Raw genomic sequence first — 26,809 nt, 5'->3', positions numbered from 1 at the left:
CCCTTTTCCTTATAGCGGCTTACGCGGGGCCTCAAGCCGGTGGCTTGCCGCGCCCGCGGGTTCCGCTAGGCTGCGGATGAGGGAGGACGGGCCATGGCATTGCGGATATTCTCGGACGCCGGGCGCCCGGTGCATCTTGGCCCTTATCCGCTGGAACGGCTGCGGCGCGGTCCGCTGTCGCTGGACGGCGCGCCTGCCTTCGCGCCGCTCAGCTTTGCCCGGCCCGATCATCCGCTCAGCCTGGTGAACGCCATGGCAGAGCATCAGGCGATGATGGACGCCATCCGCGACGGGCTGGTGAACAAGGTGCGCTCGGGCATTCCGGACGACCGGCAGGAACGGGCCAATCACCTCAAGGCGTTCGGCTATTTCTCGGACGCGTCGATGGTGGGCGTTGCCGCCTTGCCCGATCAGGCGCGCCTGTCCCAGCCCGTGATCAACCCCGGCATCGACCGGCTGCGCGCCGATCTGCAGACCCGCCAGACCAAGACCCTGGCCAGCGGCATCGATGTGATCATGGCCGATCTGCGCGAATCGATGCAGGCCCCGCCCGCATCCATCGCGGCGCATGACCATGTGCTGGTGTTTCTTTACGAATACCTGCGCGATCCGGACCCGTCAGAGCCGGGACACGACTGGATCCGCGAGGCGCAGGCCGAACGCGCCTGCCTGCGGGCGTCGGAAACCGCGGTGGTCATCGCGAATTATATCCGGCTTCTGGGGTGGGACGCCAAGGCCCATACCGGCAGCTCCTCGGACCTGGACCTGGGCCAGCTGGCGGTGGCGGCGGGGCTGGCGGTCGTGCAGGACGGCGCGCTGCACGCGCCGTGGCTCGGCCCGCGCTTTGGGCTGGCGGCCGTGTCCACGACGATGGACATGGCGACCGACGCGCCATTGGCCCCGCTTTCCGACCAGCCCCGTGGCATCCTGAGGGGGCTGGACTGGTGGCTGGGCCGCCACAGCGCCAAATCCGCCCGCACCCGCGACCCCTTTGCCCAGCGCCGCTACGCCGATGGCCCGCATGCCTTCGAGACGCTGAAACGGGTGGACCGCCCCACAACCTATATTGACGAGCCGAACGTGCCCCGGGTGCCGAAACGCACCGACATGTTTGCCCGGGCGCAGTTCGGCGACATGGGCAAGCCGTTGCAGGACGGCGCGAAGGGCGGGCATTACGCCCGCAAGGCGGCGCCGTCCATGGCGCAGCGCCGGGCGCTGGGGGCGTTCGTGCTGTTGCAGGACGGGGATGGCGGGTTGGAAACCCACTCTACGGACCCCGCCGATGTCGCCGCAAAGCTCAAGGCGGCGAGCTATTTTCTGGGGCTCGACGCAGTCGGGATCAGCCGCTGCCCGGAGTGGACCTGGTACAGCCACGACGCCACCGGCGATCCGATCGACCCGCCCCACGATCAGGCGATCAGCATGATCGTCGATCAGGGTTATGAAACGATGGAGGGCGCCTCGGGCGACGACTGGATCAGCGTGGCGCAATCCATGCGCGCCTACCTGCGGTTTTCGCTTCTGGGCGGCGTCATCGCCAAGCAGATCCGGAACCTGGGCTACTCCGCCAAGGCGCATACCGTCATGGATGGCGAAGTGCTGCAACCGCCGCTGCTGCTGCTATCGGGGCTGGGCGAGGTCAGCCGCATCGGCGAGGTGATCCTGAATCCCTTCCTAGGCCCGCGCCTGAAATCCGGCGTCGTGACGACCGACCTGCCGCTGGCGCATGATCGGCCCATCGACTTCGGCCTGCAGGCGTTTTGCGGGTCCTGCCAGAAATGCGCCCGCGAATGTCCCTCGGGCGCAATCACGGCGGGGCCGAAGCTGATGTTCAACGGCTATGAAATCTGGAAAAGCGATTCGCAGAAATGCGCCACATACCGGATCACCACCGAAGGCGGCGCGATGTGCGGGCGGTGCATGAAGACCTGTCCGTGGAACCTCGAAGGCCTCTTTGCCGAGGCGCCGTTTCGCTGGGCGGCGATGAACATGCCGCAGGCTGCCCCCTTGCTGGCGCGGCTGGATGATGCGGCGGGGCGTGGCGGGCTGAACCCGGTCAAGAAATGGTGGTGGGATCTGGAATTGCAGCCGGACGGCGCTTACCGTCAGACTAAAAAAACATTGAATGCGCGTGGCTTGCAGCGCGATCTGAAGCTGGATTACGCGGACCAGACGCTGGCGGTCTATCCTGCGAACCTGGCCCCGCATCCCTATCCATACCCCTATCCGATGGACCGCGAGGCAGGGATCGAGGCCTATCAGGCGATGATCACGGCCGAGGCATACCAGGCCCGTGCGGCGCGCGGCAAAGCGCCGGTGCACCGCTACGACCAGACCGGCGACAGCCCGGTGATCCGGGTCGAGGTGGCCGAGGCCGAGGAGATGGCGCCCGGGCTGACACGCTACCGGTTGCGCTCTCCGCAAGGCCAGGATCTGCCCCCGTGGGAGGCAGGTGCGCATATCGATATTGTCGTGGCACCGGAGTATCTTAGGCAATATTCCTTATGCGGCGATCCGGCAGATCGCAGCCACTACGACATCGCCGTGTTGCGCGAAGACGGCGGACGCGGCGGATCGCAGCTTTTGCACCGGATCTTCACGCCCGGGCGCCGGGTTTTTGTCTCCCGCCCCATCAGCCACTTCCCGCTGATCGAAGACGCGCGGTTCAGCTTGCTCATGGGCGGTGGCATCGGCGTGACGCCGATGATCGCCATGGCGCATCGGCTTCACGCCCTGGGGCGGGATTTTGCGCTACACTACTCGATTTCATCGCGTGGCTCGGCAGGATTTCTAAAGGATCTGGAAGAGGTTGCATGGCGATCTTCGGTGCACCTGCACGTTTCGGACGACGGCACGCGCTGCGACCTGGCGCAGGTTCTGGGTCGGCACACACCCGGCACACATGTCTATACCTGCGGGCCCGACCGGTACATGTCGGCGGTGATGGAAGCGGCGCAGGCGGGCGGCTACCCGGAAGAGGCGCAGCATCTGGAATATTTCTCAGTTCCGGAGGTGCCGAAATATACAAACAATCCCTTCACGCTTCGATTGAAAGACGGACGGGAAATCCCTGTTTCAAAAGATGAAAATGCGACCGATGCACTGGCCCGCCACGGGCGGCACGTGGATGTCAAATGCAGCGACGGGATCTGCGGCGTCTGCCAGTGCGGGCTGGTCTCGGGCGCGGTCGAACATCGCGATTTCGTGCTGTCAAAGGCGCAGCGCACGGATCGCATCATCCTCTGTCAAAGCCGCGCGGCAGAGCCCGGCGGGGTGATCGAGATCGACCTTTAGTCCGAAACCGCCGGTTCAGTCCGGATGGGTCGGCGTCTTGCCCGAGGGTGCGAGATAAGGGCGCGTCACGTCCTTGAGGGTCAGTTCCAGCGCTTCGACCTCGGCCCGGATGGCCCCGTCACCGGCGAGCGTCAGGATCACGTGGCCCGCGGCGTCCTCCCCGGGTTCGAAGGTAATCGACAGCAGCGACAGGATCGTGTCCTTGTCGGACCGGTCGATGCCCTGACTGGCCAGCCTTTGCGCGTGCTCGACCACCAACACCGATTGCACCCGCTCGGGCGGGCGCTGGCTGCCCGCCTCTTCGCGGCGCAAGCGGTTGAGCAGGATGGCAAACCGCCGTGCGCGCGGCTGCCATGTCATCTCGGTCGCGGGAAACACCGCATCCTGCGCCAGCGCCGACAGGATCGCCAGGTCGTCCGGGTCCATCGCCCCGATGTTCAGCGGACGGTCGCGGGCGTCCTCGAAACGGGCATCTTCGGTCATTGCCCCTTGACCCGCTCGATCTTGGCCCCGACGCCGGACAGCTTGCGCACCACGTGCTCATAGCCGCGGTCCAGATGATAGACCCGGTTCACCACAGTCTCGCCCTCGGCCGCAAGCCCGGCAAGGATCAGCGACACGCTGGCGCGCAGATCGGTGGCCATCACCGGCGCACCCTTCAGCTTTTCGACACCTGTCACCCGGGCATGCCCGCCGTGCACGTCGATCCTGGCCCCCATGCGCATCAGTTCGGGCGCATGCATGAAGCGGTTCTCGAAAATCTTCTCTTCCAGCACCGAGGTGCCGTCGGCGGTGCACAGAAGCGCCATCATCTGCGCCTGCAGATCGGTGGGGAAGCCCGGGAACGGCTCTGTGGTGACATCCACGGCCTTGGTGCGGTCCGTCTTGCGGCTGACGGTCAGGCCCTCGGGCGTTTCGGTCACCGAAATTCCCGCGGCGTCGAGCTTTTCGCAGAACGCCCCCACCAGGTCGATGCGTCCGCCCAGCAGCGTCACCTCGCCGCCGCAGATCGCGGGCGCCAGCATGTAGGTCCCCAGTTCGATCCGGTCGGTCACCACCCGGTGCGTCGCCCCGCCCAGCCGGTCGACGCCTTGCACGGTGATCGTCGGGCTGCCGTCGCCTTCGATCTGCGCGCCCATGCGGCGCAGGCAATCCGCCAGATCGACGATTTCGGGTTCGCGCGCGGCGTTCTTGATCACCGTCGTGCCCTTGGCCAGCGTCGCGGCCATCAGCGCGTTTTCCGTGGCCCCGACCGACACCAGCGGGAAATCCACAGTGCCGCCACGCAGCCCGCCCGAAGGCGCCTTGGCATGCACGTAGCCGTCGCGCAGGTCAAGCTCGGCCCCCATCGCCTCGAGAGCGCGCAGGTGCAGGTCCACGGGCCGCGCGCCGATGGCGCAGCCGCCCGGCAACGACACCACAGCGTGGCCGTCGCGCGCCAGCATCGGCCCCAGCACCAGGATCGACGCGCGCATCTTGCGCACGATGTCATAATCGGCGGTGTGGTTGTTGATGTCATGGCTCGACATCGCCAGCACCTGCCCGTCCTGCAGGCTTTGCACCTCGGCGCCCAGCGACTGCAACAGCGTCGTCATGGTGCGGATGTCCGACAGCCGCGGCGCGTTGGTCAGGGTCAGCGGCTCTTCGCTCAGCAGCGTCGCGGGCATGAGCGTGAGGCAGGCGTTCTTGGCCCCCGCAATGGGAATCTGGCCCGAAAGGGGGCCATTCCCGGTGACGATGATCGAATCCATGCCTGTCTATCCTTTGTCCTGGGCGCTGCCCTTGGTTCGGTCCGGCCCCGTGCCGTTGGATTTGGCCCGCGCCTGCGCCTTGCGCCGCGCCAGATTGGCCTTGAGCGCCGCCTTCAGCCGTTCCTCGCGGGTGTCCTGCGGCGATTTATGGGGGACCGGTTTCTGCTCCATGGCCCCTCCTTACCCCAGCGGTCAAAAAGCGTCCAGATTGCGCTTGCACCGTGGGGCAATTGCGTCTAATCAGCCGCCCACACCACAAGGTGCCCGGTGCTGTGGTAGCTCAGTGGTAGAGCACACCCTTGGTAAGGGTGAGGTCGAGAGTTCAATCCTCTCTCACAGCACCATCTCGCACTTTTTTCCGGAAAAACCTCCTAACACCCTGAAGGGTAAGGTGGTTTTTGGTGTTCCATACACACCTTCTGGCGTGAACTTGAGCGGCTCAGAAAAAGCCAGTCTCAGGACCGTTTGGCAAACCGCGTAGCTTCCATTTTTGTATATATCCCAAGGCCTTGAGAGGAATCGCAAGGAGAGTTCAATACAATCTTCAAATTTGCCCGCATTTGGCAGCGGTTCAGAGGCCTTCTCGACAAGCGCAATCTTCTCCCGTTCGAGCTTCTCGATCTTGGATTCTATGGCCTTGATGACTGTGGCGTTCTTGGTCTCGACCATGCGGTCGATGAGTTCCAACAAACTCTTATCAGCAGCTTCGGCCTGACGCCGCCACTCGTCCCGTTCGGCTTTGGCCAACTCCAAGCGGCTGTTCCAGGCATCTTTGAACATCGCAATAGCCAGATCGAGCAATCGATTGCTCGGCTGAAGGCGCTTGAGGATGTCCTCAAAGCCGCCTTCCAGCTTAGCGCGTGCAACCGACTTACTCTTTTGAGAGCAGCCACGTGTCATGCAGCGGTAGTAAGCGTAGTGCTTGTATTTGCCTTTCGACCAACCGCCGGTCATGTGGTTTCCGCACTCGCTGCAAGTGACGAAGCCGCGCAAGGGAAAGTCTTCGCAGAAGTCAGCGCGCGCAGGACCGCGCGCACCTTCCTCCAGGTTCTTCTGAATTTTCTCGTGGGTGGCGAAGCTGATCAGCGGCTCATGATGGCCGCGCCTTAACGACACGCCCCACTTTTTGGCCTGCACATACCCTGCATAGATCGGGTTCTTGAGTATCTTGGTGATCTTCCACGCCCTGATCTTGCCGTTCGGTAAATCTTTTGGGAAATCGGGCTTGCTCTCAAGGAAGCGCTGAACCTCAGCCTGAGACCGAAAACGCCCGTTTGCGTATCCGTTCAGCGCTTCGCGCAGGTAGTCCGCAATCGGTTCATCCGGCGCGAGCAGCTTTCCATGGATACGATCCGTTGTGAATTTATATCCCGTTGGCGCCTGAAAAACCCAATAGCCTTTCTCAACGCGCGCGGTCATTTTCTGTTTTACCTGACGACGATTTTGATCGCGCTCAAGCTCGCTTTGTGCGGCGATGATTGTTTCAATGAATTTGCCTTCGGGCGTGTCTTCGAAGGAGAAGTTTAGGCATTCAATCTTCGCTCCGCGATTGGCGAACTCGCGGCGCAATTTGATTTGGAACTCAACATCGCGTGCAAAGCGCTTTAGATCATCGAAGATGACAATGTAATCTTTGCCTTTCTGAGCATCGAGATAAGCCAGCATCCCACACATACCGGGACGCTTAAGAAAATCGCCCCCGCCGGATGCATCGTCAGGAAAGACCATCTCGACGTTGTAGCCTTTGCTTTCCGCGTACTGGCGGCAGCGGTGTTCCTGGCTATCGAGGCCCGATCCGGTCAGCTTTTGCTTGGTTGTCGAAACACGGCAATAAATCAGCGCGTTGACCTGTTCTGTTTCCATTTTTGGGACACCCATGAATCCTCTCTTTCTCGCGCCACTCGCTAGATGGCGGGCGCGTCTGTATCTGGGTTTTCCTTGTTTTGCTTAGGTTTAGTGGACTCCGATTTCGTGGTTAGATCAAGGGTCGTTTCGTGTTTTCCACAGGCTTGTTGGACCGGATGCACGCCAAAACCCAGCTCGACGAAAGAGGTGATGATCGTCCAAAGCGCGCCAAGGATTTCTTCTTTCTGGTCGGGCGTTAGAGCCGGATCATCGAGATAGCTTTGGTAGTGATCGAGATCGATCTCTAGCCGACTATGGCGGTTTGCGCTGGCCACTTTGTTCATGGTCTCGGCCAGATCGGGATAGTCTTTTGGTTCAGCATCATTCACGACGATTGATCCTTATCATGCTGGCACGAAGACGCCTCTCGCGGCCATCTTAGAACGGCGCGTTCAGGCACTTGCGTGTCTAGGAGTTTCCGCAACCGGAACTAAATCCGGATGCTATTAGTGCGATGAAGCGTCTAACGCTTGATGAGTGGGGCTCTCGCCCCGGCACCTACTTCCAATTATACCATGGATTGCAGGCCCTTGCCAAAAACAGCGGCAAAGCGACGGGACGCTCAGGCAACTCCGAACATCCCACTGACACTGGCTTACCGCTCCCTGTTATCGCGTTGACGGCGGCGCGGTTCGCGCTTCTCAGGCCCGTCTTGCGCTTGTTGCCGTAACCTTGCGATGCTCTCGTAAGCCTTCTGGTCGAGGCGCGCGGCCTTCAAAAGATCACGTTCAGGAATGGAGTGGGTCTTTTTCCAATTCCCGTCTTCGTCGCGATAGAAACGCGTCCTCTCTGTGTTATAGACTGGCCCTTTTTCAGTCTCGCGTTCCCAGACTGCAACTTCCACAAGCCCGTCGCGGTGACGCACTTTGGGACGCCTGTCTTCCTCTCTTTCTTGGGACATACATTTCTCCTAATTGGGTTTAGCGCGGGCGATAACCTTGGACGTAAGACCAAGAGCCAGCGTCATACTGAGGGAAGTGCGCAAACTTGTTTGGCACCGCTTCCGTGATCACCTTAGCCGTTCCGCGCCCCCACCTGCGGGGGATAGAAACGCGATCAAGCGGCGGGTGAAATGGATTGGGCAGGAAATGACCCGCAAATTCAGGACGCGTGTAGTACGGATATTTGTGACCAAGGATCGGCCCCAGGCTCTTGCCTGAGACAAAGCAAATTTGCCTGTCCTCTGGCATCGCCAAGATTTCATCAGGCGTCATCAAAGCACGGGCTTGCTTTGTTCGGTGCGTCTCTTCGAACGCATGGTGACGGAAGTTCTGAGCCGCCGCGAACGGATCACTGCCGCCAAGTATGCTCATGGCCGCACGGCGTTTAGCCTGACGCGCCTGAGATTGGCGCAGTGTATCGTCGTATTCGAGAGTTTCTTGTCCGAGCATCGATGAGACCAATTGGGCCGTCTGATAGTCGCGCACGCCAAAGAACTGCCGCAAGGCCGCTGACCCCATGAAGCCCTGCAATCCTGTCGGGCCGAAGTTTCGGGTGATTTGACCTGCATCCTGAAATAAAGCCCAAGCACGAACTCCAGCACCGCGACCGAAGGTGAAGGACCGCAAGAGCGCATCGAAATTGCCGAGCTGTCCCGCCTCATCGATGATCATATTCACCGGAGGCGAGGATGGATTTCGAGACTTGTAGAGCATCTGCACCGTGAACATCGTCCGCAGCACGGGAGCCCAGATCGAGACGTATTCGATAGGCACATTGATGAACCAGGTTGCGGGTTGAGCGGGATCACATGTCGCTGACAACGATGCGCGCGGGTTTTCAAGTGCGCGCTGAAGCATCGGATCATCAAGGAAGTTTAGATAGGCATAAAGCTCGCCGACGATACTTCCGAACTCGCGGGGGCTGTCTTGCTGTTTGGCCAGCATCTCGCCAGCACAACGACGCACGCTTTCCATGCTGGAGCCAAGCATGAATTCAAGAATGTCAGGCCATTCACCAGTGTTGGATTCAATGGCGTTCAAGGTACGATAGAGCGACGGGAAGGACACCTCACCGTCACGCTCGACGAGCATTTTGACGAAGGCCTCCCCCCATTCTTGCGCTCTTAGCTCAAAGTATTTCCCGCTCGCAGAGCCACTGACTGGAATTAGACTTTGCAGAATAAACTTGCAGTCCGCATGGAATGAAGGGCTCTCCAGCTTCAGGATGTCGAGCGGCTGCATGGCGTGTTGCGACAGGTCATGTAGACCCGTTGGGTTCCAGCAATACGCATGCGCTCCCGCTATTGCGAAATTGACCATTGTGACCGAGGCAATTTCAGCGCGTGGATCAAGGATAAAATTTCGCTCTCCGGCGGCTTGAGCAACCGCCATGGAAAGCAAATCTCTCATTTTTCCAGCCCCCGCACCAGCCACGCTAAGCCTCGGGGCATCCGTCTCAAGCCGCATCGGGGTGTTGCCAAAGTATCCGAACTGCATGCCAGCGCCTCCCAGGAGATCAGCGCGGGATAGTTGACGTTCGGTTGCCCATACGGCGCTACCAAAGCGGTTAGATTCATTGTCGAAGTTCATTTGTTTCTCCCAAAGAAAAAGGGCCGCCGATTGGCGACCCTTGGTTTGCTTGGATGTCTTACAGTCAGTGGTTCAGAGCCCAGCCGACGGCAAAGGACAAAAAGAAGAGTGAGATGCAGACGCGGGTCCAGAAGAAAGGTTCTTTCTCCTTTTTGTAGACCTTGCCCACTTCACTGTATTTCGCCATTCGTGCCTCCTTTCTCAGCCGATGGCCGCGCCGATGATGATCAGGAATATCACCACCGCGATCACAGCAGGCCAAACGCTTTCCTCTTTCTTGTAGACGTTGCCGACGTGACGATACGTGGGCATTGCACTTCCTCCTTTGTTGAGTGCTCACATGAAGCGGGTGACGATTGCCAATCCGCCGAAAATCAGTGCCGTTCCGATTGTTGCGCGTGCCACGAAGAAGATGAGCAAGTAGCTCAGGCCGTACCAAACCAGCTTTGCGAGACCGATGATCTCACCGCCATAGGTCTGGTAGGTCAGTTCCAAAACGTAGGGTGCCGTCGCGTAGTAGAGCGTCGGCCCCCCGAGAAACGCAGCAATGAAAGCCAGCACATTGGCGAGGCCAGTGACAGAAGACATAAAGAGATTCTGCCCCGCCTTTGCGTGGTTCGTGTTCATGTTCCTTTGTTCCGAGATTTGAAGATTTCTGAAACGAGTTCGTGTCGTTTCGATTCACTGTCTACATCAACCGCCGAGCTCGTTTCGGGGAATAGATACCGTTAACTGGTGACTGACTGCGTAGAGCTGGCAAACAGCCAGATGCTGCAAAGGGCAAACATCAGGCCGCCGACTTGATGATAGTTCAGACGCTCGCCAAAAGCGGTGATACCGATGATGGTCATCAGTATCAGATGCGTCATGCTCGACATGGCGGCACCTTGCCCAAGCCCTTTGGCGAGGACATTTACGTAGATGAGATTGCTTAACGCGAAGATTGCGAAGGCGCATCCCAAATCAGCGAGCGACCCGAGGTCAGCATATCGTTTGAGAAAGTAGCTTCCGCCTGCAAAGCCCCCACTGGAGGCAAGCAAGCTCAGCCAGGACACGACGGTCATGGTCACACCTCTTGATGTCAGGAAAGAAAAGCACCGCTCCGAGTCGGGCGGTGCTTCAGAACTTAGATGACCAGAGGCGCTGTTATCGGCGGATAAGACTTACACCGAAACAGGAGCACGATTATCGTTTGCGGCTTCAAGGCTCCATGTCATCCGCTCCCACGGGTGCCAAGCAAAGTAGACGCTCCCCAAAGCTTGCCATCTCGGCTGCGCTTCGCAACGCACACGGATGATGGGACTTGAAGCGACGGCAGGACCGAAATTGTCACGCCACCACTCAACAGGCGCTTCTTCCAACGGGTCTATGTTCACGAAGACTTCTCGAAACTTGCCTGTTCGTGGGTCCAAAAATCCTGTCTCAGGATCGAAGAAGCGTCCTGAATAATCGCGGTTCAGATCAACGATGTGATCAAGCAACCTCCCATGATGGACGCCCAGACTTAGGATGCGTCGCTTCAGAGCCGTAACCCTTCTGGGACAAGAGACCTCAGAGACTGACAGCAACGGGCAGTAGCTATTTGCACAGAAGACATTCCAACTGGATATTCTTGGATTTGGCACGGCGATAATCCTTCATAGACATTTGCGACCAGCCAACCGGAGCTGACAGTGTCACATAAACCTGTGTCATAGGTTATGTCAATACCTGTGTCACAGGTTACTTGGGTGAAGGTGTGTTGCCTTGACGCTCTTCCTCTTCGCGCAGAGCTGTAAGCAAGCCATTTATCCTCGAAAGATGGTTTGGACCTTTGGACTTCAGCCATTCGACGTTCTCGGGTTCAAGTCGGATGCGGGTCTCCACACGCTTGACATGATCTTCAGTAGGACGCCCGCCTTTGGATGCCTGCATTACCTCATCGGCACGATCCCAAATGGAAGTCAGCGGCGTAAGTCTGTCAGCCTGTCTTTCTTTGTCACTCACTCTGTTTGGCGCTGTAAGCCGCGCTACTTCGTTCAAATCACTATAAAATTCCTGGATGGCGAAAGCACAATCCGCGAACTGTGCCGTTTTGCCAGTTAGCTCCACAACAGTTTTGCTAAGCTCCATCGGCTCCGGCTTCTCTCGAAAGACACCGGAGTGGAAAAGCACCTCTAAATACTTGGCAAGCTGGTCATCCGATACCGAAGTACTTTGAGCCTCGCTACCAGCAAACCGGTGCTGCTCTCGTTCAGATGCACCAGTTTTAATTATACCATGGCTTCCAGAAAACTTCAAAATATCAATGATAACATCCAGATACCGCTCTCTTGCGTCCGGCTCTGCGACGAAGAAGTCAATTACTGTTTCTAGTGCGCTCATATCAAGTCCATGTCCATTCAGCCTGATGTAGCCTGTAGAGCCACGCCGTTATGCCCCGTCGTAACGGATGCTGTTCTCTTTGGACAGGATTGCGCCAACTTTCTCTACCAACCTGTCGAGATGCCAAAAGATAGCCGACCCTGTCACTTTTGTTCCCGCAACCGCTTGGCAAATCTACTGGAGAACGTACCTGTCGCCTCGATAGGTTTTGACTAGCCATCTTCACGAAGCTCGGCAAAGACGGAATCGGTGCGCAAGATAAATTCCCTTATCATGCGCGTAGTCGCAATGTTATTTTCTTTATTAGATTCGAAATTCGATTGCGACGAAACTATCTCGTGCAATATGGAATGAGTTTGAAAAATCGACATATCCATATTTCGAATTAGTCCACCGACCTCAGCTTCTGAAACCTGCTCTCCAAAAATCAAACGATGAGCCTGTTCTATGGTCGACTTCCAAATCTGATGGGTGCCTCCAAATTTCGTAGTCTCAGAAAATGAGGCCGCTCCCAAACAATAGGTGACAATAGCAGACGATATCTCTGACCTTGCATCTAAGAGAGGTCCTTTCTCTAGCTCTCCGTAGATCGCACCCCTCATTTTTGAGCCGCTTTCTGTTAGTGTTCTATTTGGGGCCATAGGCCATGGCCAAAGTGGTATGGCGTGTAGAAGCTTTAGAAAATCATCGATTAGTAAGGTCGCATTAGAAGTCAAAAAGGTCAGTTCTTGAAGTGATACATCGACCACAAAGTCTTCTTGGCCAAATTGTTCCAGAACAGGCCTCAGGAATTTGACATTGTTATCTAACGCGGGCGTTACGCATCCTAAGAGATTGTATAGTCGCACTCGCGGATCAGGATGAGTGTCATCGTGAGCGGTTCCTTTGCCAGCAAATGACAACTGCATGCGGTGCATAAGCATGCATGGTATAACTCCGGAAAGCATCAAGAACTGCAACGAACCAAGTTTGCTTCTGGCCAAGTCAGGCAGCATTTCAAGTGCGTCTTTACGATAGAACGTAGAGAAGAACTTTACGTTGGCATAAATGTCGGCGCACAGCTCCATCGCTTTGAATTTACCGCTGCCATCATTAAACGCTGCATCTGAAGCGGATATGCGTTCTAACTTTTTGATCCACTTCTCTGAAAAATGGTCAAGTTGGATGTGCGCGACCTCGTGCAGCACTATCCAAACCAAGGCGAAATTGGCCTGACACATCTGAAACCGGCGATACGACTTGTCCATGAAAGTCACTGGATAGGCGTATATCAAATTGTGACGAGGTGGGTCTGTGAGTTCATCGTTCAAAATGAATGAGTAGTCGAGCATCAAAGGCTCGACTGTGCGGAAGCGCTCAGTATTGTCGTAAAGTGTTTCCGCATTTGGAAAGAGCATCCGACAGAGGTAAGAGCTCGCTGTGTCGACGGATAACACCATGCCCGCCGACACGTTGATATTGAATTGATCCTCTTCTTTGATAACACGCGCATCAACTCCCAGATCAGACGGATCAATCGTAATTCGGTAGTTGAAGGGTACCTGGTGATCTAAGAAACAATAGGGAAGAAGGTAATCTACGAGAGCCTTTATGTCTTCCAGAGCCGCAAGTGAGAAGTCGACGACCTGCTCGACCATGGCAGGGCTATCAGTGCCCGTGAATGTCTTTAGCGCATATTCGTACCGCTTTGACGTGTCCGTTGGTGCGAAAACTTGTTTGTCGGCCAAAACACAACCCGTTGCAGATGTCGAAACCAAGCCTAGCGGTCGCGAAACGATTGTCTATGACGAAAGCCTCATGCGATCTGTTGACTGGAGTGAATAGCTGAGTTCACGAGACGGCTTCAAGCAGGAACGCTCTGTCAACTTCAATGGCAAGCTACCCGTCGGGAACATGATGCCTTGGATGTTTTGACGGCACGGCTCGCGAACAGGCATACTTTTCAACGATTTCCGATATCTCTCACCCGCAAGATGTGTGGGGTAGTACCCCACATCTTGGCAAGGGAGCCCGCTGCGCGCTCCCGTTGCATCCCTCCGGCAATGGCTCTTCTAGGGTATTGAACCCACTCCAGAGCCAGTAGATCGTATCGCCGATCAATCACTCGCAGAGCTTGGAGACGTCCCTCTCCACCTGCACCGAACCATGGATTAGGGAGCTATCGCGCCCCCTTGAAACCCACTCGCGGAAGACTTCGCTCTCCCTGCACCCATCGACTTGGCGGGCGTTCCTGCCCCCAAGACCCCTGACAATTCCATTGAGGCCATTCCATGGAGACCAACCCTGCGCGGTTTGGAAGCCGCCATCTTGCCGAAGATGGAACACTCCCAGGGGCCTCTCGCCGCCCCTGAACCCAGCTCGTCAGGGAGCCTTCGGCGCTCCCCTGCACCCCATCGACTTGGCAGGCATTCCTGCCCCAAGACCCCTGACAACTCTATTGACGCCATGTCATGGAGACGACTTCATAGAGAGCGAAGGGCGTTCCCAACCTTGTACAATCCTGACCACACTGCACGGATTGGATGAGCGCCAGCTTATCGACGCTGAACCCGAACAAAGGGCAATCACGCCCCTTGAGATCGCCCTGATAGTTGGCAGAAAGGCCTTTACTCCTCAATGCGTCAAGAGTGTTCTCTCTCTTGCGCCAACAGGTCGCAAAGTAAGCTAAAATCATGGTGGAATGTGCTGACAAATGAAGAATGATCGCATATATTAAAACGATGGATTACAAGGAACAAACTGCTGCGCTGAACTTAATTTCGATACGGGACATCGCATCATTTTTGGGACAAAGTCTTCCGGAGCGAGGGGCCGCGTTATGTCCCTTTCCTGACCATCCAGAAAAAAACAAATCCTTTGAGATAAAGAAAAGCGGAGTTAGATGGCAGTGCTACGGCTGCAATCGTTCAGGCGGATCGATTGACTTTGTCTCAGTGTATCTCGGCACTAACTTTATAACGGCGAAAAAGTGGCTCGCGTCGAAAGTTGGCTTGGAAGCAAACCACGCCACCGTGAAATCAGTTTTGGAAAAAGCGTCTGCTTCAAAACGGAAAGTCCAAGTCACCGAACTTATTGATTATGATGCTTACGCAACGTTTCTCGAAATGTGTCCCTTACAAGAGAGTGGAAGCGCTTATCTCAACAGACGCGGATTCTCCAAAGAACTTCTAAGGAATTTTCGTATCGGTCAAATAGGAAGTGCCAGATTTATTGCACAAGAACTTGTTCTTAAATTTGGAATCAGGCGCATGATTGATGCGGGTCTAATTACAAAAAGGTCGACAGCGACCAATATTCGCCTGACGATGCCTGATCATACGATAGTTTTCCCCTTTAACGAGCAAGGGAAAACAACCTATTTTCAAGGGAGAGTGCTCGGCGACGCTAAATCTGGACAAAAATGGTTTAACTTACCTGGACGTAAGCGCAGAACATTCAACGCCGACCGACTTCACGAGGAAGGGTCTTCTTTGGCTATCTGTGAGGGTGTATCAGATACATTGTCTGCGGAGGAACTAGGGCTTCCATCAATTGGGATACTCGGCGTTTCAGACGGATTCTCCAAAAATGAAATTCAAAAAATGAGAGGTAGAGATATCATCTTGCTTCTCGATTGGGATACCCCGGGGGAGATGAGAGCTAAAACGCTAGAGGCAGAACTTTGTAGGCATGGAGTAATGGTGACGCGAAAATCTCAACCCGGTCCGGGAGTGAAGGACATGAACCAATTTCTGATGTCGGAACGGGGGCTAGTTTGAGCATTTACGACAACATACTTTTGCCGGAAAACTTCTATTACGCGTGGAAGAAAGCGCGGCGCATGTTTCAAACCGCCGATGGTTATGTCGATCAAGCAGAGCTAGCGGCGTTCGAACTCGATCTCGAAAACCAACTATCGTCCATCCAGCAGACATTCGTTTCTGGTAATTATGATTTAACTTCTTTGCGTCCGATACCGCGTCCCAAGAAAATTGTTGAGAGTAAGGCTTTGAGCCGCCAATACTTTCATGTTTCGGTTCGGGATCAGGTTGCGTGGATAGCGGTTGTGAATGCTTTGGGGCCGATCATTGACGAGATGATGCCACCTTGGAGCTATGGAAATCGAATGTACAGGGCTGCTTGGTATGAAAAAACCGATGAGGGCTCTAAACTGGAGCGCGGACCATACAGGCATCAAAGCGGCCATCTCTACAGAAAATTTCAGCATAGTTGGCCACTATTCAGGCGCCACGTTTCTTTGACTGCAAGGGCAATGGCTCGCCGATCAAATGCTCCATTGAGCCAAGATTTGGACGAAGGGGATCAGAACGCTCTTGCATCAGCCAGAACTGAAAAACTAGCGTATCTATCGTCTGGTTATTGGCCTGAAACTCCAAACGCCAAAGGCACGAAGATCTATTATGCCGGAATTGACCTCGAAAAGTTCTACCCACGATTAAAGAGGTCGGCAGTTGTAAGTGGATTGCTCACCGCTATAGGCGAAGATGCAAAGGATGAAAGGCTTGTACGCCTCTTAAAATCGTTGCTCGATTTTGATGTTAATTTTGAAGGGATACCGACCCAATTACTTAATAATGTAGAGCCTAGCTTTTCGCCAGAAGATACCGCAGGTATACCGACTGGCCTTTTCGTATCTGGCTTCCTCGCCAATGCGGCTATGCTTGGCGTTGATTTGGAAATCAAGGAGAAGCTGAAAAACGACCGAACCGTCGCACATTTCCGATTTGTCGATGACCACGTGATCCTGGCATATAGCTTTGATGGTCTATGCAAGTGGATATCAGACTACCAAATGATATTAGCTGAGAAAAGCATTGGAGCGGTCATAAACAATGAAAAGTATGACCCTGAAAGCCTCTCTAGATTCATCCTCGAAAGTCAAAGAATCGAAACAGACAAAACGGAACTACAAAAGCTTCGCGCAGCAGCAATTGCCGATACCGAAATCGATGGTGAAAATCCGACCAAGCTACTCACAAAGACATTGGCACAGGTATCAGAAATCGCGCACACGAATAGCGATTTGATGGATGATGACGATCTAAAAGAACGCTTGAAGTTATTAGAATGGCTACTTCTCGCGGATATTCCGGAAAGAGAAATACGCCCTGATACCAGAGCTGCCTTTGCGGCTGGCCAAATCGCCGCAACAGTGCCAGCGCTGGTCCAAGAAGGCGACGGGTTGCTCGCTGACGCTCGCGCGCTGTCAGTCTTGCAGAGGTCTCAGAAGGCAACAGAAGCAGCAGATGTTCGGGAGAAGGAAACAGCACTTCGTCGAAAAATGCAAAAGCACAGACAGTTTGAAAAAGCTTACTTGCGAAAATACTTCCTTTTGCTACTCCAATCGTTTAAAGAGTTTCCAACCAAAGCAAGGTTGTATTACCGCCTGCACCAGTACTGCCAAATTACAGGATATGCTGGTGTTGGGGAGATCAGGAACTGGATAAGCTCGCTTCGAGATAATGGTAATCCGACATGGGCCGATTACTACGCGGGCCTATCACACCAGATATTGTCCAATACCTCTTTAAAGGCTGCCCGCACACTAACGCGCCCCGCAAGCTTACGATCTGATAAACTGGCTGCGTTGAACCACCTCACAGATATCTCGAATATTGATCTGCGATCTCACATCGTTCCACCAAATCGTCGCTCTTGGTATCACGAGACGGCTCAGCGCGAGTTGGCTGTTTCTCTTCTCGCGGCCGCAACAGAGCTGGAGGTAAACGACGCTCAGAAAGGGCTGGTCGGACGGCTTAAACGAAAGGCTGTGAAGCTGATGGATTCTATTTCGACTGACTGGGCCAATCTCTCGCCATCGTTAGGCGTGTGGGCGCATAGAGTTGAAAATACCTTGAGCCTCGGCGGGGCTCCTTCGGAAGCCTGGCTACATCTATTCTCACATGCTTTCGTTCCTGGTGTTGCTGCCGACCTAAAGAGTCAACGGCGCTACCCCGAGCATTATAGCGACCCGGCATGGCAACACGAACTTGCAAAACAAGAGGAACCTGATATTTCAGATTCCGGTTGGTATCGCGAAATGCTCCAGTCCGCACCCGAACGCGTCAGTGCCGCTATATCCTCAGGCAAAGCGGCAATGGCTCGCGCCGCCTCTTCGCTTCAAGCTACTGAGGATGGCTGGGTAACCGCTGGAGAATGGGCTAGTTTCACTGCAGATTTGAGTCCTTTTGATCCTCGTGTAAGCGAATGGACTGCGTTAGAAATCACGCAGCAGCTTGTTTCACTAACGAAAGAAATGGGCACCGATACAGCCTCTTTGGATCGTATCCATGAATGCAACGTCTTGATCAACGCCAGCCTCAAAACGCCAAAGGTTCAGGGCACCTTGGGTTGGCAGACTTGGCGAGATACAATAAGAGGCGAGCATGCAGTCAAGTATCGAAATTCGGAAACCTCGGTGGTGGACTATCGGTATTATTATTATGACGGTGGCACACTACAACCGGATATCTGGGGAAGACGACTAACGGCTATCGGTAGATTCTTACTAGGATTATTGCAGCATAAATTCGAATCTCCCAGAACCTGGAATATACGAGGGTTGGAAAGGGTCAACCCAATTGTGAAAAGAAATCTTTTGCAGTCGCTCGCAATATCCTCGCCTACTTTGCTTGTTCTGAACGAATGCTTGTCTGGCAGAAGTGCGGAGAACAGAGAGATTGTGGCAAACTCCTCATTATTCAACTGGGACGAAGGCGAAGAAACGAATGACACAGAATACGATCCTCCACCGCTTCTAGGGCCGGGGCCTTTGTTGCGAGCGTTAGAGAAAGCGCAATCCGTTCTGGAACAGAATCAACTTGCTGTTTCCTTGAACCAACCCCGGCAGTTGATTCCGTTTAGGCTCAGTGATTTTTCCGCGGGCGCTGAGCATAATAACGAAGAGGACCAAGAAAATGGCTAACGACATTCTCAGAGTCGGAATTATTCAGACATCGCTCGATTATAGTAACGCTTGGGATCAATCGGCTGCTTGGCCCGGCTCGGTTCAAATATCGCTTCTAGAAGAGGCTCGAGCCAAGAAAGAAATTCGGCATCATCTTGCCTCTCTGCGTGGTTTTGAACACCCGGCAGACATTGTGATGTTACCCGAATTGTCAGTGCCTATTGGTTATGAAAACAAACTTATAAAGGCAGCGGAAAAACTTGAGTCTATTGTCATTGCGGGTTTGGACTACAAAGTTGAGTCGTTCAACCCTCGCAAGGTATCAAATGAAGCGATTGTGATAGTTCCCTCCAAAATAAACGGCAAACGAATTGCCGCGAGTACATCTGTACGGCGGGTCGGTAAAACGTATGCCGCACCGCAAGAAGCTGCGGCTCTTGAAAAGGGGTCAATAGAGTTCGTTCCCAATCCGACTGTTTGGCTTTTTAAGAGTGGTGAACTTGGAGATTTTGGCGTAGCGGTGTGTTACGATTTTATGGATTTAGACAGAATATCTATGTATCGAACAAAAATACAGACACTTTTTATTCTTGCCTATAACCGCGATACAACTTCGTTCCATCATATGGCTGAATCCATCTCTCGAACGGTATTTTGCAATGTAGTAGTTTGCAATTGCGGATACTATGGAGACTCTCTCGCTGTGAGTCCCTTCAGGGAGTCTTACGAACGTACGGTTTATCGACACTCAGGACTAAAACTTCCAAATGCTCAGATTGTCGAGTTGCCGCTTGAAAGCCTTAGACTTCAACAATCCGGTAGCACTAAAAGTGGTAGATTTAAGAACCTTCCGCCTGGATATAAAGATTTTTGGAAATTAGTTGAAAAGGATGAGGTGTTATGAGTGCAATTTACACTAAAACGGATATTCATATTGAGTAGCCAAAAACGAGCGAAGACATAATGAATTTTTTATTTTATGACACCGAGACAACTGGCGTAAATGTTGCGTTCGATCAGATAGTCCAATTTGCAGCTATTGTAACTGATGAGAATTTTGTCGAACTAGGCCGACTAAATATCAGATGCAGGCTATTGCCATGGATTGTACCTTCTCCCGTTGCGCTTTTAGTGACAAATACCTCACCCAGGAACTTAACCGATCCTGATCTTCCATCGCATTTTGAAATGATGGCAAAGATTAAAGCCTGGCTGAGCAGGTGGCAACCGTCTGTTTTTGTCGGCTACAATTCGATGAAATTCGATGAAATTTTGCTACATCGCGCGTTTTGGCAGACCCTTAACCCACCATATGTGACCGTTACAAATGGCAATTCCAGGCTTGATTTACTCCCTGTTATTCGTGCGCTGTCAGTTTTGAGACCCGAGGCCCTCGATATCCCGCTTAATGATCGAGGAACCAAGACCTTTAAGCTTGACAGATTGGCTCCCGCAAACGGCTTCGTTTCGCATAATGCCCATGACGCTTTGGGGGACGTTGAGGCTACGATATTTTTAGCGCGAAGAGTTGCTGAACGAGCGCCGGATTTCTGGAAGACATTATCTAGAAGAACATTGAAGTCTGCTGTTTCGTCAGTCCTTACCCCCGAGAAGCTTATCTATATTCTCGGCAATTCCCCGAGCACTCCCCAAATGCTTTGGGCACAACGAGTTGATCGGCATAGCAATACATCGGATGCGATAGTTGCAGACTTAGCTTTTGATTGGAAGCGCTTAGAGTCCGACCACGAAGACGAAAATGCTACGCCGGAGAGTACCTACTCGCAGCACCTACGCACAGTCTCTTTCAATAAGTCTCCTGTATTCTTCACTTTAGATGAGGCTGAAGAGTTGTTTTCAGAGAGCCCAACACAGGAGATCATTTTTCAGTCGGCATTGTGGAAGAAGGCCGATTGGATTGAAGGACTCTCTGAGGCGGTGGACAAACGTGCAGCTCGCTCGACAGAGCGAACGCCGGAGTTGGAGGAAACTATTTATGATGGGTTTGCAGATAAGTTAGACGCTTGTTTGATGGACAGATTTCAGCGGTCGGATTGGCCGGAGCGTAGCGAAATCGCAAATGAATTCTCTGACAATCGCTTTCGCCGCCTAGCTGTCCGGATAGTCTATGCGTCAGCTCCTAGTCTTCTCACCGAGCAAGAGAAGTCCCGGATGGATGTCGCCATCCAAGAGCGCTTTCGCACGCCCCCAGAAACCGAGGTTCCATGGCGTTCTATCGCGAGTGCGCAAGCTGAGCTGGAGGCTGCTAAAAAGCAGTGGGGAGAACAAGAAGGCTACTCAGAAATTGAACGTTGGATATCCCGCCTTCATCATTAGAACATAAATTTGTGTGGCTTAATTTCTCAGAACCACCGCCACCTCGCAAGCTTTGGCCGGTAAGACCATCGAGGGAACGAGATTACTAAATCTGTAGTTGGGCGCACCGGCTTTCGCTAAGCTTCACCAGATCAGGCTGTCGTGAACCGAGCCCGCCTTTAGCGGTCTCGGCCATGCGGCTTCCATCCCTTGCGCTACGTCGGCCAGCCCTGATGGACTGACGTTCCTTTCTTCTGTTTGAGGTCTGCGACCCCGCCGCCGTCAAGACCAAGCCCTCTGCAAAAGCTTCGGGCGCAGCCAGCGGTCTCCCCATCCTTCCGCGCTTTGCTTGTGCAGGACGGGTGATCCCCCTCCGCTGTCTACGGTCTTGACGGTCTCACCCCGCTCATTGGCGCGGGCCTAGTCCGGTTGCATGCGCAACCGGCTTTGAAAGGAGAAAGGCCAATGAAACAGGACATTTATCAGAAAGTGACAGACAAGATTATTGCCGATCTGGAGCAAGGCGAGCTGACTTGGCTCAAGCCGTGGTCCGCCGGAAACATGGACGGACGGATCATCAAGCCGCTGCGTCATAACGGCATGGCCTACAGCGGAATCAACGTGCTGATGCTGTGGGGCGCAGCGATTGAAGGTGGCTATCTATCGCCGTTCTGGATGACCTATCGCCAAGCCATGGAATACGGCGCACACGTTCGCAAGGGCGAGCGCGGCAATCTTGTTGTCTATGCGAACACCATCACGAAGACGGAAGAGCAGGACGATGGCAGCGAGGAAGAGCGTAAAATCCCGTTCATGAAAGGCTACAGCGTGTTCAACGTCGAGCAGATCGAAGGTTTGCCTGAGCATTTCTATGTCAAGCCAGAACCGATCATCGACCCTGCGCAGCGGATCAAGCATGCGGACCAATTCTTCGCAGCAAGCGGCGCAGACATTCGCCACGGCGGGAATTCTGCCCACTATAGTGGCGGGACGGACCACGTGCAGATGCCGCACTTTGAGAGCTTCCGCAGCCCCGAGGCCTACTATGCCACGCTGGCGCACGAGCTGACCCACTGGACAAAACACAAGAGCCGCCTTGATCGTGATTTCGGGCGCAAGAAATGGGGCGATGAAGGTTATGCCCGAGAGGAACTGGTTGCCGAACTTGGCGCAGCATTTTTATGCGCTGATCTAGCACTGACGCCGGAGCCCGGCACCGATCATGCCGCCTATATCCAGAGCTGGTTGCAGGTTTTGAAGGAAGACAAGCGGGCGATCTTTAGCGCCGCCGCCCACGCGCAACGCGCGGCAGACTTCCTGAATGGCCTGCAGCCTGAGGCGCAACTGGAGAAACAAGGAGCCGCCGCGTAAGGCGGCTCCACGAATGAAAAATTTTCGTCCGCTCTTTGAGCGGACATGGTATTCAAATACGTTCACGGAATGCTATATATATCCAATGAAAGACGCGCAGCCGCAAGATATGGAAGAAGAAGAGACGGAGGTCACGCCAAACGCCGAACACGCACCCGTTCCGAAGTGGAAACAGCGTGCACGCAAGATGGTTTGGCCGCTTCATGCCCGCTACCCGAACGTCATTCCCAACCCGTATGGCGAAGACAAAGCCTACTATAGGGAGCGCGATGCAGAGACCAACGCGAAGTCAGCGCTTGATGAAGATGTTTCGCTCCGTCTCGGCTGCATCATGGTCAGTGAGATTTTCGGCCCGAACGAGATCGAGACCTTATATGACGGCCTTGAGAAGTTCGGCTGGGACAGGGAAAGAACACCGGTACGCGATGATTCAAATATCAACTGGCTGAAAAAGCAGCGCCTCTACGGCAGCGAAGGTCACTTGCCGCTCGGCTGGATACATCGGCCAGAAGACACCAAGAGATATGTCGGCGTTCGGTACACAGCGGAATTTCCGCAGCAGTTTTCTTCTCTTCTCGTCACAATCTCGCAGCTTACACCTTCAACGACCTGCTTGAGCGTCGGATTTATTCTGACTGACGATGCTGCGCTCGAATATGCAAATGCAATTAACGAGCCTGCAAAAACGACACGTATTCCAAAACGGCGCTCCAGGGCGTATTCGATCATGGGCGTAGAGCACGTGAAAGAAGAGCGTGTCCGGCGCGTAAGGCAAAAGTACCGGAACATCGGTATCGAATGGTTGTCGAAGAACTTCTCCGGATTCTTCAGCGCGCATTGCGAGAAAAGCCATTTTCCAACGGCGGAATTTCTTTCATTGGAGGGCTTCACGCCGTTTGACAAAGACGCACCCAGAGACCGGGGCTGGGAACATTGGTCACGCTACGTCAATGTCGAGCATGACTTTCGTAGTTGGACATGTTCATCTGTGCCTTCTTTGAAGTTTTCATTCGATGCTGGGCGGCGAGACAAAACCCCAAATCATATGACCGTAGCGCTTCGCTGGGATACATTGAGCGAGGAGGATTTGAAGACCTATGGCGGCGAATCCTTGGGTTCCAGAACCTATTTCGCGAATAACAGACTGGACGGTATAATCGCTAGATACGCGCTTGCAAGCTATCTGCGTGAGTTGCTGCGAAGCTTAAAAGAGACCCGTCAATCACTGTCGGTGCGTTCGAAAGCGCGCCGTTCCATAAACACAGTCGAACAGATAAGCGCGTTTTTCCGGCGCTCTGTCGGCATCCCGTCTATTGCACGCGAAGTATTGGCACTGTCTGAGAACGATGCGTCGTTTCGTTGGAACGCGACTGGCTTCACGCAGCAGATACGGCCTGACGAAGACAAAACCTACGAGATCAAAGAGGGTTTGAGATCATTTCTTGGGCGACTTTCGCGGCAGCTATTGGAAGAAGATCAGGACACCCGTGAATTCCTTAACCAGCTATCCTCGGCTATGGGCACGAAAGAGAGCATTGCCGCGCAGCGGAGGATGGAATTGGTTGCGGTATTGGCGCTGCTTGTTGCCGTGATTTCGATGTTGGTGGCCATTTATGCGGCAATCAACACTTAGGGCAGTCCCGTAGAGCGCGTCGCAAAAGGAACACGGCCAGCCCAAAGGCCAGCCGCGCCAGAGTTAGAAGCCCGGCATGCGCGTAGCCAGTTCATCTTCTATAATCCGCATCGACTGCAGGGCGCTGCGGTACTCTTGCGAGCCGCGCGGTGCGACAGAAAAAGCGTTGAAAGCTTCTCTGTAGAGGCCTTGCAGTTGTTCGGTGCTGCGGGATGCTGCTTCAAATCGAGTGACGAGTTTCATGTGATCCTCCATCGTCAGGGAGGCCCCCAAACCACTCAGGGCCTTTCGGCCCACACACCCATCAAGGCCCTTGATGGTTTGGTTGGTCTGCTTGTCGTGGCAGTTAGGAATCACAGAGAGGAAGCCGCTCGATTAGCGCAGCAAATTTCTGCTGAACTGCACAATTCACATCCTTGGAAGAAAGCTTCTGCCCTATCTGTCGATTTCTGGTCCGCGCGGTTTCCGCGTTTGACCTTCACGCAATCGTTGCAGGCGGTCTTGCGGAGACACAATGTCCCGCCCGCTCCGGCGTACTTGCAAAGATGGTTTCTGCTGCTGTTCTTTTCGCAGCTTTTCGAGCCGTTCTTGTGCGGTCTTCACCCGTTCAACCGATACTTTGTCATGTGCATCTTTGTAGGCCCGCCGTGCGGATTTGATCGTCGCAGGCTCGCTTTCACGTCCCGTCGATCTTGACGGCTGTAACCGAGAGGGCTTGCGGACGGCGATTTGTTCGATCTGCCGGGATAGTTCGTTCTTCGGATTATTTCTTTCGGGTAATTGCTGCGGCGATGTCGCTTGGACGGCCTTGTCAGCGGGCTTGCCTGGCGTTGTTTTGCGTGCGGGATGGACCGGCGTCGGCGTTGCGCGTTCGCGCTTTGCCTGCCCGGACTGAAACGCTTTGGAAAGCGCTCGAATATGTTGCCTGCCGAGATCGGTCACGGGCTTCGCGGACAACTCAACCTTCGCGGCGGCATCAATGGCACGTTTCAGAGGGGAGAAAGCGCGCCTCGCTAACGGCTCCAGCCCTTGCTTCATCATCCGGTAATTCGTCCGGTCGTGATGCAACTCACGCAAGTCTTCGGCATGGCGACTGCGCGCGGCCCGAATATGCATCTGCAACATCTGCCGTTCCTTGAGCTGTTCTTCGACAAGGCCGTGGCGTTGTTCGCGGTCTCGTTGGAGCGCCCAGATGGCCTCCACTTGGTTTTGTTTGTCCAGAGCAGCGCGCCTTCCGGTCATTCGGTCCAACAGGCCGCGCAAACCTTTCCGAAACCGTGCAGAGCGTGCCAGCGCTTCAGCGTCGGCGCGGGCCTTCTGCCCTGCATCGAGCTTGGCACGCTCAGCCTGGTGTTTGGTCTGCATTTCCTGACGTCGTGCCTCAAGCGCGGATTTCTCCGCGTCGGCGTCCGTCCGAGCTTTTGCCACATGAGAGGCGAGCTTCGGCAGAATGTCTTTGGCAATGCGCTGGCGCGCTTCTTCAACGCTGCGCAGTGCCTGCGGTTTTCCCAGACGGGATGTGATATCTTTCGACGGCTTCCCTACGGCGCGCGGGATGGAGATCACTTCGCCTTCAAACGCCACGGCAACATGACCGCGCCGATCCCCACGCGCCAGATACAACCCGCGCTCTTCCAACGCGTGCGAGAAGCTTTGGCGGCTGTCTGAGATCGCCCAGGCCTCTTGAATATCGCCTTTGAAGTCTCCCGCGTGCCGCCCGATCCGCTTGGCCTGTTGCCACTCCGCCAGGCTGAAGTTTTTCGGGTCGCGGTCCTTCGCGTTGGCCAAGCCCTTCGGCATCTGCCAGCCATGTTCCAGATAGAGCTGCTTTGAAACTTCCATCAGCTTGTTCTTGAAAAACGGCAGCGGTTTGGCTGTCATCGTCTCGGCATCGATCCGGCTCCAGACAGCATGACAGTGCCGCCGCCCTTCCTTTTCATGAAAGACGATGACGCGGGGTTGGTCGGTCAGACCATGCCTTTCTTCTATCTTGGCGATGGCATCTTCGAACGTCTCGATGCGCACCGATTCGCGTTCCGGTGGATTGAGCGAGACCGAAAACAGGAACTGCCTGCACTTCGTACCCTTCGAGACCGCTTCGGCCTCGCGGAGCGCGCCCACGACATCATCGGTCATAAAGTCTCTGACATCGTGGATTTCGACATGCTCGTTTTCGACGGTCTTTAGGAGATGAAGTCCAAGCTGCTTGGCACCGCCACGCTGAGAGCCTTTGAGGATCATGGCGACCCCGCATCGCTCCGCTGCCCGAGAGCGCGCAGCAGGTCTTGGCGCATCGCAGCAATGTCAGCGCAGGCCTGCCGGATGTCGCGTTCAGTTTCTGCGACGACGGGGAGCGATCCCAGATTAACGGCCTTGGCGAGCTGATTGAGGTTGTTGGCGATGCGAGAACTGCCCAGCAGCGCCAGGAGCTTTGCCAGGCTAGCATCATCCTTGATCGGGCGTCTCAGCTTCGAGCGGGCGCGTTTGTGCGACGCACCATGCCCATCGAAGAGCTTGCGCTTGATGTAGCTGCCGAGCGGCTCATCGCCCGCTAGCTCTTCCAGGCGGCTTCTTTCCTCAAAAGTCAGGCGCAAGGAGAACGGCGCAGGCTTCTTCTTCGCCTGCTTTCCCGCTATCGCATTGAAACTATTGTCTGGTGTGCTCATCGTCGCACCTCAGATCGCTTAGATCATGCTGTGCGAGATGGGTTTCCCATTCAAGAAGGACGTCAAACAGA

General features: G+C 54.8%; 22 protein-coding genes and 1 tRNA gene. 8 read left to right on the top strand and 15 right to left on the bottom strand.

Features of this window, described 5'->3' with window-relative positions; all coding sequences use genetic code 11:
- Nucleotides 1–93 precede the first annotated feature (93 nt).
- Entirely contained in the window at nt 94–3,294 is a 3,201-nt protein-coding gene (locus ACOXXX_RS03170) for a 4Fe-4S double cluster binding domain-containing protein (protein ID WP_422825097.1), read from the top strand.
- Between the two features lie 15 nt (nt 3,295–3,309).
- On the opposite strand, the gene ACOXXX_RS03165 is transcribed toward ACOXXX_RS03170, so the two are convergent.
- Genes ACOXXX_RS03165 through ACOXXX_RS03155 form a run of 3 tightly spaced genes read right to left on the bottom strand, consistent with a single transcriptional unit; the run spans nt 3,310 to nt 5,216 of the window.
- Complete coding sequence (locus ACOXXX_RS03165) at nt 3,310–3,777, bottom strand: DUF2948 family protein (RefSeq protein WP_422825096.1); 468 nt, start codon at nt 3,775–3,777, stop codon at nt 3,310–3,312.
- Nucleotides 3,774–5,045, bottom strand: coding sequence for a UDP-N-acetylglucosamine 1-carboxyvinyltransferase (gene murA, locus ACOXXX_RS03160; RefSeq protein WP_422825095.1), 1,272 nt, complete (start codon nt 5,043–5,045; stop codon nt 3,774–3,776). The genes ACOXXX_RS03165 and murA overlap by 4 nt, the downstream gene beginning before the upstream one ends.
- A 6-nt stretch (nt 5,046–5,051) precedes the next feature.
- On the bottom strand, nt 5,052–5,216 hold the full coding sequence (locus ACOXXX_RS03155) for a hypothetical protein (protein ID WP_422825094.1): 165 nt from the start codon (nt 5,214–5,216) through the stop codon (nt 5,052–5,054).
- Nucleotides 5,217–5,314: 98 nt separating this feature from the next.
- Between ACOXXX_RS03155 and ACOXXX_RS03150 the strand changes: the two genes are divergently transcribed.
- Nucleotides 5,315–5,389: transfer RNA gene (locus tag ACOXXX_RS03150), tRNA-Thr, on the top strand.
- Here ACOXXX_RS03150 and ACOXXX_RS03145 read toward each other — a convergent pair.
- The 9 genes from ACOXXX_RS03145 to ACOXXX_RS03105 form a co-directional block, all read right to left on the bottom strand.
- The gene (locus ACOXXX_RS03145) at nt 5,379–6,923 is read right to left on the bottom strand and encodes a recombinase family protein (protein WP_422825093.1); all 1,545 of its coding nucleotides are present in this window, start codon (nt 6,921–6,923) and stop codon (nt 5,379–5,381) included. The two genes, ACOXXX_RS03150 and ACOXXX_RS03145, sit on opposite strands and share 11 nt — an antisense overlap.
- 26 nt (nt 6,924–6,949) lie before the next feature.
- Nucleotides 6,950–7,279 (bottom strand): hypothetical protein, encoded by a 330-nt coding sequence (locus ACOXXX_RS03140; RefSeq protein WP_422825092.1) that lies wholly within the window; start codon nt 7,277–7,279, stop codon nt 6,950–6,952.
- 266 nt (nt 7,280–7,545) lie between these two features.
- Complete coding sequence (locus ACOXXX_RS03135) at nt 7,546–7,851, bottom strand: hypothetical protein (RefSeq protein WP_422825091.1); 306 nt, start codon at nt 7,849–7,851, stop codon at nt 7,546–7,548.
- Nucleotides 7,852–7,870: 19 nt separating this feature from the next.
- Nucleotides 7,871–9,481: a type IV secretory system conjugative DNA transfer family protein gene (locus tag ACOXXX_RS03130; RefSeq protein ID WP_422825090.1), complete on the bottom strand. Its 1,611-nt coding sequence runs from the start codon at nt 9,479–9,481 to the stop codon at nt 7,871–7,873.
- Nucleotides 9,482–9,545: 64 nt separating this feature from the next.
- Complete coding sequence (locus ACOXXX_RS03125; RefSeq protein WP_422825089.1) at nt 9,546–9,668, bottom strand: hypothetical protein; 123 nt, start codon at nt 9,666–9,668, stop codon at nt 9,546–9,548.
- Between the two features lie 149 nt (nt 9,669–9,817).
- Complete coding sequence (locus ACOXXX_RS03120) at nt 9,818–10,108, bottom strand: hypothetical protein (protein ID WP_271308719.1); 291 nt, start codon at nt 10,106–10,108, stop codon at nt 9,818–9,820.
- A gap of 101 nt (nt 10,109–10,209) precedes the next feature.
- On the bottom strand, nt 10,210–10,545 hold the full coding sequence (locus ACOXXX_RS03115) for a hypothetical protein (RefSeq protein ID WP_422825088.1): 336 nt from the start codon (nt 10,543–10,545) through the stop codon (nt 10,210–10,212).
- Nucleotides 10,546–11,203: 658 nt separating this feature from the next.
- Nucleotides 11,204–11,845 (bottom strand): hypothetical protein, encoded by a 642-nt coding sequence (locus ACOXXX_RS03110; RefSeq protein ID WP_422825087.1) that lies wholly within the window; start codon nt 11,843–11,845, stop codon nt 11,204–11,206.
- 212 nt (nt 11,846–12,057) lie between these two features.
- Nucleotides 12,058–13,482 (bottom strand): hypothetical protein, encoded by a 1,425-nt coding sequence (locus ACOXXX_RS03105; protein ID WP_422825086.1) that lies wholly within the window; start codon nt 13,480–13,482, stop codon nt 12,058–12,060.
- Nucleotides 13,483–14,544: 1,062 nt separating this feature from the next.
- Here ACOXXX_RS03105 and ACOXXX_RS03100 point away from each other — a divergent pair.
- The 6 genes from ACOXXX_RS03100 (at nt 14,545) to ACOXXX_RS03075 (ending at nt 24,072) form a co-directional block, all read left to right on the top strand.
- Nucleotides 14,545–15,603, top strand: coding sequence for a CHC2 zinc finger domain-containing protein (locus ACOXXX_RS03100; protein WP_422825085.1), 1,059 nt, complete (start codon nt 14,545–14,547; stop codon nt 15,601–15,603).
- Nucleotides 15,600–18,770 carry an RNA-directed DNA polymerase gene (locus ACOXXX_RS03095; RefSeq protein WP_422825084.1) on the top strand — a complete coding sequence of 1,057 codons (3,171 nt, stop codon included), beginning with the start codon at nt 15,600–15,602 and terminating at the stop codon, nt 18,768–18,770. Before ACOXXX_RS03100 ends, ACOXXX_RS03095 begins: the two co-directional genes overlap by 4 nt.
- The gene (locus ACOXXX_RS03090; RefSeq protein WP_422825083.1) at nt 18,763–19,656 is read left to right on the top strand and encodes a hypothetical protein; all 894 of its coding nucleotides are present in this window, start codon (nt 18,763–18,765) and stop codon (nt 19,654–19,656) included. The genes ACOXXX_RS03095 and ACOXXX_RS03090 overlap by 8 nt, the downstream gene beginning before the upstream one ends.
- A gap of 59 nt (nt 19,657–19,715) precedes the next feature.
- On the top strand, nt 19,716–21,089 hold the full coding sequence (locus ACOXXX_RS03085) for an exonuclease domain-containing protein (RefSeq protein WP_422825082.1): 1,374 nt from the start codon (nt 19,716–19,718) through the stop codon (nt 21,087–21,089).
- A gap of 444 nt (nt 21,090–21,533) precedes the next feature.
- The gene (locus tag ACOXXX_RS03080) at nt 21,534–22,439 is read left to right on the top strand and encodes an ArdC family protein (protein WP_422825081.1); all 906 of its coding nucleotides are present in this window, start codon (nt 21,534–21,536) and stop codon (nt 22,437–22,439) included.
- Nucleotides 22,440–22,524: 85 nt separating this feature from the next.
- A complete protein-coding gene (locus tag ACOXXX_RS03075; RefSeq protein ID WP_422825080.1) occupies nt 22,525–24,072 on the top strand; it encodes a hypothetical protein in 1,548 nt (515 codons plus the stop codon).
- 63 nt (nt 24,073–24,135) lie between these two features.
- On the opposite strand, the gene ACOXXX_RS03070 is transcribed toward ACOXXX_RS03075, so the two are convergent.
- From ACOXXX_RS03070 to mobC, 3 genes are all read right to left on the bottom strand, one after another.
- Nucleotides 24,136–24,315: a hypothetical protein gene (locus tag ACOXXX_RS03070; RefSeq protein ID WP_422825079.1), complete on the bottom strand. Its 180-nt coding sequence runs from the start codon at nt 24,313–24,315 to the stop codon at nt 24,136–24,138.
- A gap of 192 nt (nt 24,316–24,507) precedes the next feature.
- Nucleotides 24,508–26,313, bottom strand: a complete 1,806-nt coding sequence (locus ACOXXX_RS03065; protein ID WP_422825078.1) for a relaxase/mobilization nuclease domain-containing protein — start codon at nt 26,311–26,313, stop codon at nt 24,508–24,510.
- Nucleotides 26,310–26,738 carry a plasmid mobilization relaxosome protein MobC gene (gene mobC, locus ACOXXX_RS03060; RefSeq protein ID WP_422825077.1) on the bottom strand — a complete coding sequence of 143 codons (429 nt, stop codon included), beginning with the start codon at nt 26,736–26,738 and terminating at the stop codon, nt 26,310–26,312. Before mobC ends, ACOXXX_RS03065 begins: the two co-directional genes overlap by 4 nt.
- Between the last annotated feature and the right edge of the window lie 71 nt (nt 26,739–26,809).

Source organism: Thalassococcus sp. BH17M4-6, assembly GCF_049323015.1.
GTDB lineage: Bacteria > Pseudomonadota > Alphaproteobacteria > Rhodobacterales > Rhodobacteraceae > Puniceibacterium.
The sequence above is the reverse complement of the archived record's forward strand: the minus strand, read 5'-3'. Positions and strand labels throughout refer to the sequence as shown.

Excerpts from the sequence above, each read along its gene's own strand:
- ACOXXX_RS03170 (WP_422825097.1), top strand. The coding sequence starts at position 94 with ATGGCATTGCGGATATTCTCGGACGCCGGGCGCCCGGTGCATCTTGGC.
- ACOXXX_RS03165 (WP_422825096.1), bottom strand. The coding sequence starts at position 3,777 with ATGACCGAAGATGCCCGTTTCGAGGACGCCCGCGACCGTCCGCTGAAC.
- murA (WP_422825095.1), bottom strand. The coding sequence starts at position 5,045 with ATGGATTCGATCATCGTCACCGGGAATGGCCCCCTTTCGGGCCAGATT.
- ACOXXX_RS03155 (WP_422825094.1), bottom strand. The coding sequence starts at position 5,216 with ATGGAGCAGAAACCGGTCCCCCATAAATCGCCGCAGGACACCCGCGAG.
- ACOXXX_RS03145 (WP_422825093.1), bottom strand. The coding sequence starts at position 6,923 with ATGGGTGTCCCAAAAATGGAAACAGAACAGGTCAACGCGCTGATTTAT.
- ACOXXX_RS03135 (WP_422825091.1), bottom strand. The coding sequence starts at position 7,851 with ATGTCCCAAGAAAGAGAGGAAGACAGGCGTCCCAAAGTGCGTCACCGC.
- ACOXXX_RS03130 (WP_422825090.1), bottom strand. The coding sequence starts at position 9,481 with ATGAACTTCGACAATGAATCTAACCGCTTTGGTAGCGCCGTATGGGCA.
- ACOXXX_RS03125 (WP_422825089.1), bottom strand. The coding sequence starts at position 9,668 with ATGGCGAAATACAGTGAAGTGGGCAAGGTCTACAAAAAGGAGAAAGAA.
- ACOXXX_RS03120 (WP_271308719.1), bottom strand. The coding sequence starts at position 10,108 with ATGAACACGAACCACGCAAAGGCGGGGCAGAATCTCTTTATGTCTTCT.
- ACOXXX_RS03115 (WP_422825088.1), bottom strand. The coding sequence starts at position 10,545 with ATGACCGTCGTGTCCTGGCTGAGCTTGCTTGCCTCCAGTGGGGGCTTT.
- ACOXXX_RS03110 (WP_422825087.1), bottom strand. The coding sequence starts at position 11,845 with ATGAGCGCACTAGAAACAGTAATTGACTTCTTCGTCGCAGAGCCGGAC.
- ACOXXX_RS03105 (WP_422825086.1), bottom strand. The coding sequence starts at position 13,482 with ATGGTCGAGCAGGTCGTCGACTTCTCACTTGCGGCTCTGGAAGACATA.
- ACOXXX_RS03100 (WP_422825085.1), top strand. The coding sequence starts at position 14,545 with ATGATCGCATATATTAAAACGATGGATTACAAGGAACAAACTGCTGCG.
- ACOXXX_RS03090 (WP_422825083.1), top strand. The coding sequence starts at position 18,763 with ATGGCTAACGACATTCTCAGAGTCGGAATTATTCAGACATCGCTCGAT.
- ACOXXX_RS03085 (WP_422825082.1), top strand. The coding sequence starts at position 19,716 with ATGAATTTTTTATTTTATGACACCGAGACAACTGGCGTAAATGTTGCG.
- ACOXXX_RS03080 (WP_422825081.1), top strand. The coding sequence starts at position 21,534 with ATGAAACAGGACATTTATCAGAAAGTGACAGACAAGATTATTGCCGAT.
- ACOXXX_RS03075 (WP_422825080.1), top strand. The coding sequence starts at position 22,525 with ATGAAAGACGCGCAGCCGCAAGATATGGAAGAAGAAGAGACGGAGGTC.
- ACOXXX_RS03070 (WP_422825079.1), bottom strand. The coding sequence starts at position 24,315 with ATGAAACTCGTCACTCGATTTGAAGCAGCATCCCGCAGCACCGAACAA.
- ACOXXX_RS03065 (WP_422825078.1), bottom strand. The coding sequence starts at position 26,313 with ATGATCCTCAAAGGCTCTCAGCGTGGCGGTGCCAAGCAGCTTGGACTT.
- mobC (WP_422825077.1), bottom strand. The coding sequence starts at position 26,738 with ATGAGCACACCAGACAATAGTTTCAATGCGATAGCGGGAAAGCAGGCG.